General features: G+C 68.6%; 13 protein-coding genes. 5 read left to right on the forward strand and 8 right to left on the reverse strand.

All coding sequences use genetic code 11. The features are described from left to right. Nucleotides 1-9: 9 nt before the first annotated feature. From U4Y91_RS11850 to ubiA, 3 genes are all read left to right on the forward strand, one after another. The gene (locus U4Y91_RS11850; RefSeq protein ID WP_321805214.1) at nucleotides 10-165 is read left to right on the forward strand and encodes a hypothetical protein; all 156 of its coding nucleotides are present in this window, start codon (nucleotides 10-12) and stop codon (nucleotides 163-165) included. Between the two features lie 120 nt (nucleotides 166-285). Next, nucleotides 286-774, forward strand: a complete 489-nt coding sequence (gene dpsA, locus U4Y91_RS11855; RefSeq protein ID WP_321805215.1) for a non-specific DNA-binding protein DpsA — start codon at nucleotides 286-288, stop codon at nucleotides 772-774. A 298-nt stretch (nucleotides 775-1,072) separates the two neighbouring features. Continuing rightward, on the forward strand, nucleotides 1,073-1,945 hold the full coding sequence (gene ubiA / locus U4Y91_RS11860; protein WP_321805216.1) for a 4-hydroxybenzoate octaprenyltransferase: 873 nt from the start codon (nucleotides 1,073-1,075) through the stop codon (nucleotides 1,943-1,945). Nucleotides 1,946-2,046: 101 nt separating this feature from the next. On the opposite strand, the gene proC is transcribed toward ubiA, so the two are convergent. The 6 genes from proC to U4Y91_RS11890 form a co-directional block, all read right to left on the reverse strand. Continuing rightward, nucleotides 2,047-2,859 carry a pyrroline-5-carboxylate reductase gene (gene proC, locus U4Y91_RS11865; protein WP_321805217.1) on the reverse strand — a complete coding sequence of 271 codons (813 nt, stop codon included), beginning with the start codon at nucleotides 2,857-2,859 and terminating at the stop codon, nucleotides 2,047-2,049. Between the two features lie 50 nt (nucleotides 2,860-2,909). Next, entirely contained in the window at nucleotides 2,910-3,608 is a 699-nt protein-coding gene (locus U4Y91_RS11870) for a YggS family pyridoxal phosphate-dependent enzyme (protein WP_124519959.1), read from the reverse strand. 148 nt (nucleotides 3,609-3,756) lie between these two features. Then, nucleotides 3,757-4,983 (reverse strand): glycolate oxidase subunit GlcF, encoded by a 1,227-nt coding sequence (gene glcF, locus U4Y91_RS11875; RefSeq protein WP_321805218.1) that lies wholly within the window; start codon nucleotides 4,981-4,983, stop codon nucleotides 3,757-3,759. Nucleotides 4,984-4,990: 7 nt separating this feature from the next. Further along, entirely contained in the window at nucleotides 4,991-6,079 is a 1,089-nt protein-coding gene (gene glcE / locus U4Y91_RS11880) for a glycolate oxidase subunit GlcE (protein WP_321805219.1), read from the reverse strand. A gap of 180 nt (nucleotides 6,080-6,259) precedes the next feature. Beyond that, on the reverse strand, nucleotides 6,260-7,753 hold the full coding sequence (locus U4Y91_RS11885; RefSeq protein ID WP_321805220.1) for an FAD-linked oxidase C-terminal domain-containing protein: 1,494 nt from the start codon (nucleotides 7,751-7,753) through the stop codon (nucleotides 6,260-6,262). 37 nt (nucleotides 7,754-7,790) lie between these two features. After that, nucleotides 7,791-9,200, reverse strand: coding sequence for an FAD-binding oxidoreductase (locus U4Y91_RS11890; RefSeq protein WP_321805221.1), 1,410 nt, complete (start codon nucleotides 9,198-9,200; stop codon nucleotides 7,791-7,793). A gap of 140 nt (nucleotides 9,201-9,340) precedes the next feature. Between U4Y91_RS11890 and U4Y91_RS11895 the strand changes: the two genes are divergently transcribed. Both U4Y91_RS11895 and hmpA read left to right on the forward strand, forming a co-directional pair. Beyond that, on the forward strand, nucleotides 9,341-9,892 hold the full coding sequence (locus tag U4Y91_RS11895) for a cob(I)yrinic acid a,c-diamide adenosyltransferase (protein WP_257768456.1): 552 nt from the start codon (nucleotides 9,341-9,343) through the stop codon (nucleotides 9,890-9,892). A 94-nt stretch (nucleotides 9,893-9,986) separates the two neighbouring features. Continuing rightward, a complete protein-coding gene (hmpA, locus tag U4Y91_RS11900) occupies nucleotides 9,987-11,195 on the forward strand; it encodes an NO-inducible flavohemoprotein (RefSeq protein WP_321805222.1) in 1,209 nt (402 codons plus the stop codon). An 85-nt stretch (nucleotides 11,196-11,280) separates the two neighbouring features. Here the strand turns inward: hmpA and U4Y91_RS11905 are convergent, their stop codons facing one another. Continuing rightward, entirely contained in the window at nucleotides 11,281-11,670 is a 390-nt protein-coding gene (locus tag U4Y91_RS11905) for a type II toxin-antitoxin system VapC family toxin (RefSeq protein ID WP_321805223.1), read from the reverse strand. Next, the gene (locus U4Y91_RS11910) at nucleotides 11,667-11,936 is read right to left on the reverse strand and encodes a type II toxin-antitoxin system Phd/YefM family antitoxin (protein ID WP_039323450.1); all 270 of its coding nucleotides are present in this window, start codon (nucleotides 11,934-11,936) and stop codon (nucleotides 11,667-11,669) included. Before U4Y91_RS11910 ends, U4Y91_RS11905 begins: the two co-directional genes overlap by 4 nt. Between the last annotated feature and the right edge of the window lie 21 nt (nucleotides 11,937-11,957).

Consider the following 11,957-nt stretch of genomic DNA (forward strand, 5'->3'; position numbering starts at 1 on the left):
GTGACGACCATGACGCAAATGATGCTGAACATGCGCGCCGCGTTCACGCCGGCCGAGCTGGCGCGCCGTATCGTCGGTTTCGCGATCGTCATCGGCGGTGCGGCCGAGCTGGTCGCGCAGGCGCTGCACGCGCTCGCACCGCTCGTGTCGAGCGTCGGCGGCTGAGCGCAGCGAATCGCGCGCCGCGCTAGACTGGCCCGTCGCGAACGGATGCCGCACGGCGCGGCATGCGGATTGCTCGACGCGTTTTCGCCGGTTCAACATTTCGAATGAGGAGTCCCGAAGATGGCCAAGAAAGGCAACGCCACGAAGATCAACATCGGCATCAGCGACAAGGACCGCAAGAAGATCGCGGACGGCCTGTCGCGTCTGCTCGCCGACACGTTTTCGCTGTACCTGAAGACCCACAACTTCCACTGGAACGTCACGGGTCCGATGTTCAACACGCTGCACCTGATGTTCGAAGAGCAGTACAACGAACTGTGGCTCGCGGTCGACTCGGTCGCGGAGCGCATTCGCACGCTCGGCGTCGTCGCGCCGGGCACGTTCGCGGATTTCGCGAAACTGTCGTCGGTGCCGGAAGCGAACGGCGTGCCGGCGGCCGAAGAGATGATCCGCCAGCTCGTCGAAGGGCACGAGACGGTCGTGCGCACCGCGCGCGAAATCTTCCCGATCGCCGATGCGGCGAGCGACGAGCCGACCGCCGACCTGCTGACGCAGCGCCTGCAGACGCATGAAAAGACCGCGTGGATGCTGCGGTCGCTGCTTGCCTGAATCCGGCGTGACTGGCCGTGTGTCGTGCAGCCGGTCTCAGCGGGTGATCGGCAACTGAGCGGTGTCCCGAAGTCGAAGCGGGGCCGGATTGCCCGCATCGGCATCGCATGTCGGCAGGGCGGGCTACGCACCGCCCATGCATCTGTCCCCTGATTGACGTATGCGGCTGCTCGGCCGCGTGCAGCGGGCCCGAGCAGCCTGCGCGCGTGCCGCCGCACCCGGCTGCGGGCCGTCCCCGACATGACGCGAACCGCCGCTCGGCTCTAAAATGCCGGGATTCTCTTCCCGGTGCTTCGCCATGCTCGCCCGCTTTCCCCTGTATCTGCGGCTCGTCCGGATGGACAAGCCGATCGGCAGCCTGCTGCTGCTCTGGCCGACGCTCAACGCACTGTGGATCGCGTCGGACGGTCATCCGCGCTGGTCGCTGCTGGTGATCTTCGCGCTCGGCACGCTGCTGATGCGCTCGGCCGGCTGTGCGATGAACGACTACGCCGACCGCGATTTCGACCGTCACGTGAAGCGCACGGCCGACCGGCCGCTGACGTCGGGCAAGATCCGCGCATGGGAAGCCGTCGCGATCGCGGTGGTGCTGTCGTTCATCGCGTTCCTGCTGATCCAGCCGCTCAACACGCTGACGAAGGAGCTGTCGGTCGTCGCGCTGTTCGTCGCCGGCTCGTACCCGTTCATGAAGCGTTTCTTCGCGATTCCGCAGGCGTATCTCGGCATCGCGTTCGGCTTCGGCATCCCGATGGCGTTCGCGGCCGTGCAGGACACGGTGCCGACGCTCGCGTGGGTGATGCTGGTGGCGAACATCTTCTGGTCGGTCGCGTACGACACCGAATACGCGATGGTCGACCGCGACGACGACATCAAGATCGGCATTCGCACGTCCGCGCTGACGTTCGGCCGCTTCGACGTCGCGGCCGTGATGGCGTGCTATGCGGTGACGCTCGGCATCTACGTGTGGATCGGCGTGACGCTCGGCTTCGGTCTCGCGTACTGGGCCGGCTGGGCGGCGGCGCTCGGCTGCGCGCTGTATCACTACACGCTGATCAAGGGGCGCGAGCGGATGCCGTGCTTCGCGGCGTTCCGGCACAACAACTGGCTCGGCGGCGTGCTGTTCGCGGGGATCGCCGCGCATTACCTGCTGGCGGGGCCGGCTGCCAACTGAAGCGGTACGGGCACCTCGCCGGTGCGCGATGCCAACAAAAAAGCGGCCGCGGCCGCTTTTTTGTTGGCGCTGCCGGGCAAGCCCGGCCGACGACGCGGCGCTTACGCGCGGCCGAGCTCGTCGCCCATTTCCTTCGCGCGTGCCTCGGCTGCGAGCGCGCCGCGCACGATCGCTTCCTTCACGCCTTGCGCGTCGAACGACGCGAGCGCGGCGGCCGTCGTGCCGCCCTTCGACGTCACGCGCTCGCGCAGCACGCTCGCCGGTTCGCCCGATTGCGCGGCGAGCTGCGCGGCGCCCGCGAACGTCGCGACCGCGAGCGCGCGGCCCTGTTCGTCGTTCATGCCGAGGCGGCGCGCGGCTTCCTGCAGCGCTTCGATGAAATAGAACACGTACGCCGGGCCGCTGCCCGAGATCGCCGTGACCGCGTCGAGCTGCGCTTCGTCGTCGAACCAGACGATCTCGCCGACCGCGCCGAGCACGTTCGACGCGAGCTCGCGACCGGCCGCGTCGACGCCCGGCAGCGCGGCGAGGCCCGTCACGCCCATGCCGACCAGCGCGGGTGTGTTCGGCATCGTGCGCACGACGCGTGCGTAGTCGCCGAGCCAGCGGGCGAGGTCGGTGGCGCGGATGCCGGCCGCGATGCTGATCACGAGCTGCGACTTCAGGTGCGGCGCGAGCGCCTGCGCGACGTCCTTCAGCACCTGCGGTTTCACCGCGAGCACGATCGCGTCGTAGTCCGCGAGCGTCGCGTCGACCGCCGCGCCGGTGCGGATGCCGAACTGCTGCGCGGCGCGCGCGCGGGCGTCTTCGTTGACGTCGATGGCATACAGGCCGTCAGCGGCGACGCCGCGCTTGACGAGGCCGCCGATCAGGGCCGCGGCCATGTTGCCGCCGCCGATGAATGCGATTTTCATGGTGTCGAATTGAGCAAGTGAGTGAACGGGAAGGCGGAAAAGGGCGGCGCTCAGTGCGAATAATCGCGTGCGCCGAAGATCGCGGTGCCGACGCGCACGATGGTCGCGCCTTCGAGCACCGCGGCCTCGAGATCGGCGGACATGCCCATCGACAACGTGTCGAGCGGCAGGCCGTCGGCACGCAATGCGTCGTACAGCGCGCGCAGCGCGCGATGCGGCACGCGTTGCGCATCGATATCGCCGGCCGGCTCGGGAATCGCCATCAGGCCGCGCAGGCGCAGCGCCGGCAGCGCGGCGACCGCGCGCGCGACGTCGGCCACGTCGGCCGGCGCGACGCCGCTCTTCGACGCCTCGCCGCTGATGTTCACCTGCACGCACACGTTGAGCGGCGGCAGGTGCGCGGGGCGCTGTTCGGCGAGACGCTGCGCGATCTTCAGCCGGTCGACCGAATGGACCCAGTCGAACCGTTCGGCGACCGGGCGCGTCTTGTTCGATTGCAGCGGCCCGATGAAATGCCATTCGAGCGCAGCGCGCAGATCCGCGAGCGCGTCGATCTTGTCGATCGATTCCTGCACGTAGTTCTCGCCGAACGCGCGTTGGCCGGCCGCATGCGCGGCGCGCACGTCGTCGGCGGGAAACGTCTTCGACACGGCGAGCAGCGAGACGGTGGCGGGATCGCGGCCGGCCGCGCGGGCGGCGTCGGCGATGCGGCGGTGAACGGAGTCGAGACGGACGGCGAAATCGGACATGACGGGCACGGAAGCAGGCACGGGAAGCGAGTACGGCGGCGAATGGTGACGAACGCGGAGACGAATGCGACAGCGGATGCGGCACGGCACGCGCCGCATCGGTTCGCCCATTATACGGACGGGGCGCCGGCGGGGCCGGCCATCCGCGTCAGCCGTACAGCAGATGTTCGACGAGCTGGATCCAGTGCGCGACCGGAATCTGCGTGCCGCTTTGCAGGTGCGCGATGCAGCCGACGTTGCCGGACACGATCATCTGCGGCTCGAGTGCCTGCAGCTTCAGCAGCTTCTGCTTGCGCAGCCGGTACGACAGCGACGGCTGCGTCAGCGAATAGGTGCCGGCCGAGCCGCAACACAGATGGCTGTCGGCCGGCAGCCGCACGTCGATGCCGAGCGTCTCGAGCAGGCGCTCGACCTTGCCGCGCGACTGCTGGCCGTGCTGCAGCGTGCACGGCGGGTGGTACGCGACGGTATGGATCGCGCGGCGCCGCGCGAGCGTCGCGATCTCGGCCTCGAACGCGAGCAGCACGTCGGAGATGTCGCGCGTCAGCGCGACGATGCGCTGCGCCTTCTCCGCATAGGCCGGATCGTCGCGCAGCAGGTGCGCGTATTCGAGCACCGTCACGCCGCAGCCGGTTGCGTTCATCACGATCGCTTCCGCGCCTTGCTCGACGTACGGCCACCACGCGTCGATGTTGCGGCGCGCGTCGTCGAGCGCCTCGTCGTGATAGTTCAGGTGCAGGCGGATCGCGCCGCAGCAGCCCGCGTCGGGCGCGACGATCGTCTCGATCCCGAGCGCGTCGAGCACGCGCGCGGTCGCGATGTTGATGTTCGGCAGCATCGACGGCTGCACGCAGCCGGCGAGCATCAGCATCTTGCGCGAATGGGGGCGCTGCGGCCATTCGAGCAGCCGCGTGCGCGGCGGCACCTTGTCGCGCAGCCGTTTCGGCAAGAGCGGCCGCATGTGCTGGCCGAGCCGCATGAGCGGCGAGAACAGCGCCGCGTTCGGCACGAGGCTGGCGAGCACGCGGCGCACGAGCCGTTGCTGCACGGGGCGCTGCACTTGCGCCTCGACGTGCTTGCGGCCGATTTCGACGAGCCGGCCGTACTGGACACCCGACGGGCAGGTCGTCTCGCAGCTGCGGCAGGTGAGGCAGCGATCGAGGTGCTGCTGCGTGCTGCGCGTGACGGGCGCGCCTTCGACCATCTGCTTGATCAGGTAGATGCGGCCGCGCGGGCCGTCGAGTTCGTCGCCGAGCAGCTGATAGGTCGGGCACGTCGCGGTGCAGAAGCCGCAATGCACGCACTTGCGCAGGATCGCGTCGGCCTCGTCGCCGTCGGGCGTATTGCGGATGAAATCGGCGAGGTTCGTTTGCATCGATCCCTCAGAGATCAGGGTAGAGCCGGCCGCGGTTGAAGATGCGCGCGGGATCGAACGCAGCCTTCAGCCCGCGGTGAATCTTCATCAGCGGCGCGGGCAGCGGCGTGAACACGCCCGCGCTGCGGTCGTACGACTCGCCCGCGCGGAACAGCGTCGCATGGCCGCCGGCCTGCTTCGCGCTCATGCGCACCGTCTGCGCGTCGGCGTCGGTGATCCACCAGCGCTGCGCACCGCCCCATTCCATCAGCTGGGTGCCGGGCAGGTGCATCGGTTCGGTGATCGACGGCAGCGCGAGCCGCCACAGCGCATAGCCGGGCGGGATGCCGTTGAAGAACGGGTCGGTGTGCTCGCGCACGGCTGCCCAGAAGCGCTCGGCCTCGACCGCGTCGACGACTTCGCCGCCGAGCAGCGTCTTCGCCGATTTCACGGCCGCCTCGGCGCCCGACAGCCGCAGCACGAGCGTGCCGTTGCGCCACGCGCTCGCGCTGACGGGCAGCGGATGGCCGCCCCATTCGTTGAGCTTGCGCACCGCGTCGGTCGCGCTCATCTCGAACTTCAGCGTGACTTCGGCGACCGGCACCGGCAGCACCTTGATCGACAGGTCGAGTATCAGCCCGAGCGTGCCGAGCGAGCCGGCCATCAGCCGCGACACGTCGTAGCCGGCGACGTTCTTCACGACCTGCCCGCCGAAGCGCAGCACTTCGCCGCGGCCGTTCATCAGCGTGACGCCGAGCACGAAATCGCGCGGCGCGCCGCAGGTCGCGCGGCGCGGGCCCGCGAGGCCCGCCGCGACGCAGCCGCCGACGGTGGCCGCGCGGCCGAAGTGAGGCGGCTCGAACGGCAGCATCTGGCCGCACTCGGCGAGGACGGCTTCAAGCTGCGCGAGCGGCGTGCCCGCGCGGACCGTGACGACGAGTTCGGCCGGGTCGTACGACACGATGCCCTGAAACGCGCGCGTGTCGAGTATTTCGCCGTCCAGCGCCTGGCCGTACCAGTCCTTGGTGCCGCCGCCGCGAATCCGCAGCGGCCGGCCGTCGGCACTGGCGGCGCGGACGCGTTCGGCCCATCCGGCGACGATGTCGTCCTCTTCCATGTTGTATTGCTGCCTCGTTGTTGTCCGGTCGATTGTACCGGGGTGGCGCGAATCCACATCGCGACTATCCCTAAGCCGCGCATGACGAACGCATGCGGGCGTCGCCGCGCGCACGGCTGGCGCGGGCAGGGCGGTACGCCGCGGCCCGCGCGTCGGCACGGGCCGCGCACCGCGCGGCGCTCAGAAGCGCGGCAGGTCGGGGTGCGGCAGCAGCCCTCCGCGCACGTGCTGGCGGCCGTATTCGGCGCAGCGCGCGCGGGTCGGGATGCCCTTGTCGGGATTGAGCAGCCCGGCCGGATCGAACGCGCGCTTGACCGCGAAGAACGCATCGCGCTCCTGCGGCGAGAACTGCACGCACATCGAATTCAGCTTTTCGATGCCGACGCCGTGCTCGCCCGTCACGCTACCGCCGAATTCCACGCAGCATTCGAGGATTTCCGCGCCGAACTGCTCGGCGCGGTGCAGCTCGTCCGGATCGTTCGCGTTGTAGAGGATCAGCGGATGCATGTTGCCGTCGCCGGCATGGAACACGTTGATGCAGCGCAGCCCGTAGCGTGTCTCGAGCTGCTCGATGCGGGCGAGCAGCGGGCCGATCGCACGGCGCGGCACGGTGCCGTCCATGCAGTAATAGTCAGCGGAAATGCGCCCGGCGGCCGGGAACGCGTTCTTGCGGCCGGACCAGAAGCGCAGCCGCTCGCTTTCGTTGCGCGACACCTGGATGCGCGTCGCGCCATGCTCGCGCAGCACGGCCGTCATGCGGACGATTTCCTCCGCGACTTCTTCGGGCGTGCCGTCCGATTCGCACAGCAGGATCGCTTTCGCGTCGAGGTCGTAGCCCGCGTGCGTGAACGCCTCGACGGCCTGGGTGGCCGGCTTGTCCATCATCTCCAGCCCCGCCGGGATGATGCCCGACGCGATGATCGCGGCAACCGCCTCGCCGCCCTTCACGACATCGTCGAAGCTCGCCATCACGAGCTGCGCGGTCTGCGGTTTCGGGATCAGCTTCACCGTGATTTCGGTGACGATCGCGAACATCCCTTCGCTGCCGATCATCACCGCGAGCAGGTCGAGGCCGGGCGCGTCGAGACCGAGCGAGCCGAATTCGACGATCTCGCCGTCGATCGTGACCGCGCGCACGCGCATCACGTTGTGCACCGTCAGCCCGTATTTCAGGCAATGGACGCCGCCGGAATTTTCCGCGACGTTGCCGCCGATCGTGCAGGCGATCTGCGACGAAGGATCGGGGGCGTAATACAGCCCGTAAGGCGCGGCGGCTTCCGAAATCGCGAGGTTGCGCACGCCGGGCTGCACGGTCGCCGTGCGCGCGTACGGATCGACCTCGACGATGCGCGTGAAGCGCGCGAGCGACAGCACGACGCCGTTCGCGATCGGCAGCGCGCCGCCGGACAGGCTCGTGCCGGCGCCGCGCGGCACGATCGGCACTTCCATGCGGCGGCAGATCTGCACGATCCGCTGCACCTGCGATTCGGTTTCGGGCAGCGCGACCGCGAGCGGCAGCCGGCGGTACGCCGACAGGCCGTCGCATTCGTACGGCGCGGTGTCTTCGTCGCGGAACAGCAGGCAATGCGTCGGCAGCACGGCCATCAGCGCCTGCACGACCTCGCGCTGGCGCTGCGCGCGGGTCGCGCTCGACAGTTCGACGGAAGCGTTCATTGGGTCTCCAGCCGGGGCGCGGCGGCGCGCCGCCGTGTCAGCACGTGAAGATCTTGCCGGGATTCATCAGGTTGCGCGGATCGAGCGCCAGCTTGATCGCGCGCATCGCGTCGATCGCGTTGTCGCCGTGCTCCTTCGGCAGGAAGCGCATCTTGTGCAGCCCGACGCCGTGTTCGCCGGTGCAGGTGCCGCCGAGGCGCAGCGCGCGCTCGACGATCCGGTCGTTGATGCGTTCGGCTTCGTCGATTTCCTCGGGCTTGTCGGGATCGATCAGGATCGCGACGTGGAAATTGCCGTCGCCGACGTGGCCGACGATCGGGCAGGGCAGCGACGATGCGCGCAGGTCGATCTCGGTTTCCTCGACGCACGCGGCGAGCTGCGAGATCGGCACGCACACGTCGGTCGTTACCGCGCGGCAGCCGGGCTTCAGCTGCAGCATCGCGAAGTACGCGTTGTGGCGCGCGGCCCAGAGCCGCGTGCGGTCCTCGGGGCGGGTCGCCCATTCGAAGCCCTGGCCGTTGTTCTGGCCCGCGAGCGCCTGCACGAGCTCGGCCTGTTCCTTCACGCCGGCCTCGGTGCCGTGGAATTCGAAGAACAGCGTCGGCGCTTCGGCGAGCGTCAGGTTCGAGTGGCGGTTGATCGAGCGCACCGCGAGCGAGTCGACGAATTCGACGCGCGCGATCGGCACGCCGATCTGGATCGTCTCGATCACGGTGCGCACCGCGTCGCCCATCGACGGGAACGTGCAGATCGCGGCCGACACGGCTTCGGGCAGCGGATGCAGGCGCAGCGTGATCTCGGTGATCACGCCGAGCGTGCCTTCGGAGCCGACGAACAGGCGCGTGAGGTCGTAGCCGGCGGACGACTTGCGCGCGCGCGAGCCCGTCTTCACGACGCGGCCGTCGGCGAGCACGGCGGTCAGGCCGAGCACGTTCTCGCGCATGGTTCCGTAGCGCACGGCGTTGGTGCCCGATGCGCGGGTCGCGGTCATCCCGCCGATGCTGGCGTCGGCGCCCGGATCGATCGGGAAGAACAGGCCGGTGTCGCGCAGCGCTTCGTTGAGCGCCTTGCGCGTGATGCCCGGTTCGACCGTGACCGTCAGGTCTTCCGCGTTGATCGACAGCACGCGGTTCATTTCCGACAGGTCGAGCGAGACGCCGCCGCGCACGGCGAGCAGATGGCCTTCGAGCGACGAGCCGGCGCCGTACGGGATCAGCGGCACGCTGTAGAGCGCGCACAGCGACACGACTTCGCGGACTTCATCGGCGTTGCGGGCGAACACGACGGCGTCGGGCAGTTGCGGATCGAACGGCGATTCGTCGCGGCCGTGATGGGCGCGGACGGCGTCGGCGGTCGACACGCGCTCGCCGAAGGCGGCGCGCAGCGCCTCGAGCATGGCGGAGGGCAGCGGGCGGCGCGTGGTGGCCGGCGGGGCAGGGTGATTCACGAATGTCTCCTGACGACTGCTTGTCAAACTTTCGGCCCATTCTACGCTGGAACGCCCGCTGCGCCCGCCGCCGCGGGCTGCGATAATCGCGTACCAACCCAACCGGGCCGCATCGCGGCCGCGCACGAGAGGAGATTCGCATGGGCAACCGCTTGAGCAAGATCGCGACGCGCACGGGCGACGACGGCACCACCGGCCTCGGCGACGGGCGGCGCATCGGCAAGGACGACGCGCGGATCGCCGCGATCGGCGACGTCGACGAACTGAACTCGACCCTCGGCGTGCTGTTGGCCGAACCGCTGCCGGACGACGTGCGCACGGCGCTCGTCACGATCCAGCACGACCTGTTCGATCTCGGCGGCGAGCTGTGCATTCCCGGCCATGCGGTGCTTGACGACACGCACCTCGCGCGCCTCGACACGTGGCTGGCCGACTACAACGCGACGCTGCCGCCGCTGAAGGAATTCATCCTGCCGGCCGGCTCGCGTGCGGCGTCGCTCGCGCACGTCTGCCGGACGGTGTGCCGCCGCGCGGAGCGCTCGATCGTCGCGCTCGGGCGCACCGACACGCTCAATGATGCGCCGCGGCGTTACGTGAACCGGCTGTCGGACCTGCTGTTCGTGCTGGCGCGTGTGCTGAACCGCGCGGATGGCGGCTCGGACGTGCTGTGGGAGCGCGGGCGCGTCCGCTAGCGCCCGGCGTCGCTTTTCCGCACTGCGACAATTTGCCCAAGGGGCGTCTATTTTTAAAGATGTATCGTATTCGCATGTTTAACGGAGAACGAACATGACCCACATCACCGCTGACCAGATGGCCCGTGTGAAGGCCACCGCCCCCGTCCTTGCCGTGCACGGCGCGACGATCACGAAGCATTTCTACCAGCGCATGTTCGCGCGTCATCCGGAACTGAAGAACCTGTTCAACCAGACGCACCAGAAGACCGGCAGCCAGCCGGAAACGCTCGCGAAGGCGGTCTATGCGTATGCGGCGAATATCGACAACCTCGGTGTGCTCGGCGGGGCGGTGTCGCACATCGCGCACAAGCACGCGAGCCTGAACATCCGCCCCGAGCATTACCCGATCGTCGGCGAGAACCTGCTCGCGTCGATCGTCGAAGTGCTCGGCGATGCGGTCGATGCTCAGACGCTCGAGGCATGGCGCGTCGCGTACGGCCAGCTCGCGCAGATCCTGATCGGTGCCGAGGCCGACCTGTACGCGGGCGCCGCGTGGAGCGGCTTCCGTCCGTTCAAGGTTGCCCGCAAGGTGCGTGAAAGCGACGAGATCACGTCGTTCTACCTGACGCCCGCCGACGGCGGCGACGCGCCGAAGTTCGAGCCGGGCCAGTACGTCACGGTGAAGCGCTTCGTCGGCGATCTCGGCGTCGATCAGCCGCGCCAGTACAGCCTGTCCGACGCGCCGCACGGCAAGTGGCTGCGCATCTCGGTGAAACGCGAGGCCGGCCAGCCGGAAGCGATCCCGGCCGGCAAGGTGTCGACGCTGATGCATGACGGCGTGGAGGAGGGCGCGATCGTCGAGGTGACCGCGCCGATGGGCGAATTCTCGCTGAAGCGCGGCGTCGATACGCCGGTCGTGCTGATCTCCGGCGGCGTCGGCCTGACGCCGATGGTGTCGATGGCATCGACGCTGGTCGCCGAAGGCAGCAAGCGTGAGGTGCGGTTCGTCCACGCATGCCGGTCGGGCGCGGTGCATGCGTTCCGCGACTGGCTGAACGATACGGTGCGCGAACACGCGAACGTGAAGCGCACGGTGCTGTACGAGCTGGTCGGCCCGAACGATCGCGTCGGCATCGATCACGACCTCGAAGGGCGCCTGACGCCGGAACGCGTGAAGCAATACGCGCTGGTGCCGGATGCCGACTACTACATCTGCGGTCCGATCGCGTTCATGAAGGCGCAACGCGATGCGCTGGTCGCGCTCGGCGTCGCGCCGGAACGCATCAATACCGAGATCTTCGGCTCGGGCGCGCTCGAGTGAGGATCTGACGGCCGGTTCCGGCCGAGGCAATGAAAAAGCCCGGCGCGAGCCGGGCTTTTGTTCGTGCTGCGCCAGGCGGGCGACTTCAGGCGCGCAGCATCAGCGTTGCGTGGTAGCGCCATACCTTCGGATCGGCACTCACGAATGGCATGCCTTCATGTAGCGCTTGCGCGACCATCACGCGGTCGAACGGATCGGCATGATCAGCGAAATCCGGCAACACGGCGACCGCTTCAGCGTGATCGCTGCTAATTGGCAACTCCGCGAAGCCAGCGAGCCGGAATGCCGAACGGGCATCGCGTGGATGAACGGGGAGGTTGCCTTTGCGATACTTGATCGCAATTTCCCAGATGGACGCGGCGCTGACATACAGCGTGTTCTGCGGATCCTCGATCAATGCGACGGCGGTCGGCGACAGTTGCGGCGCGCCTTCAGCCGCCCACAGCGCGATATGCGTGTCGAGCAACAGCTTCACGGCGCGAGTCCTCGCTCGGCGCTGGCATCGAAATCGGCGGCAATCGATTCGTCGCCAGCGTTGAATGCTTCGACCGTCGTCGGGATGTTCAGGCCGGCAAGCAACTGACGAGCGGCGCCGATGCGGCGCGGCGCCGTGTAGGGGACGATGCGGGCGACCGGATGGCCGTTGCGGGCGATCACGACTTCGGATTCGCGCCCCAGTTCCAGTGCCTCGACGAGACTTGAAAGCCGCGACTTGGCATCATGCATGTTGACGGTCGACATGAGTACCTCCGGTTAGCTAGG

This window comes from Burkholderia sp. BCC1993 (assembly GCF_905339865.1).
In the GTDB taxonomy this organism is placed as follows: Bacteria; Pseudomonadota; Gammaproteobacteria; order Burkholderiales; family Burkholderiaceae; genus Burkholderia.

Excerpts from the sequence above, each read along its gene's own strand:
- dpsA (WP_321805215.1), top strand. The coding sequence starts at position 286 with ATGGCCAAGAAAGGCAACGCCACGAAGATCAACATCGGCATCAGCGAC.
- glcF (WP_321805218.1), bottom strand. The coding sequence starts at position 4,983 with ATGCAAACGAACCTCGCCGATTTCATCCGCAATACGCCCGACGGCGAC.
- ubiA (WP_321805216.1), top strand. The coding sequence starts at position 1,073 with ATGCTCGCCCGCTTTCCCCTGTATCTGCGGCTCGTCCGGATGGACAAG.
- U4Y91_RS11910 (WP_039323450.1), bottom strand. The coding sequence starts at position 11,936 with ATGTCGACCGTCAACATGCATGATGCCAAGTCGCGGCTTTCAAGTCTC.
- U4Y91_RS11870 (WP_124519959.1), bottom strand. The coding sequence starts at position 3,608 with ATGTCCGATTTCGCCGTCCGTCTCGACTCCGTTCACCGCCGCATCGCC.
- U4Y91_RS11885 (WP_321805220.1), bottom strand. The coding sequence starts at position 7,753 with ATGAACGCTTCCGTCGAACTGTCGAGCGCGACCCGCGCGCAGCGCCAG.
- hmpA (WP_321805222.1), top strand. The coding sequence starts at position 9,987 with ATGACCCACATCACCGCTGACCAGATGGCCCGTGTGAAGGCCACCGCC.
- proC (WP_321805217.1), bottom strand. The coding sequence starts at position 2,859 with ATGAAAATCGCATTCATCGGCGGCGGCAACATGGCCGCGGCCCTGATC.
- U4Y91_RS11850 (WP_321805214.1), top strand. The coding sequence starts at position 10 with ATGACGCAAATGATGCTGAACATGCGCGCCGCGTTCACGCCGGCCGAG.
- glcE (WP_321805219.1), bottom strand. The coding sequence starts at position 6,079 with ATGGAAGAGGACGACATCGTCGCCGGATGGGCCGAACGCGTCCGCGCC.
- U4Y91_RS11895 (WP_257768456.1), top strand. The coding sequence starts at position 9,341 with ATGGGCAACCGCTTGAGCAAGATCGCGACGCGCACGGGCGACGACGGC.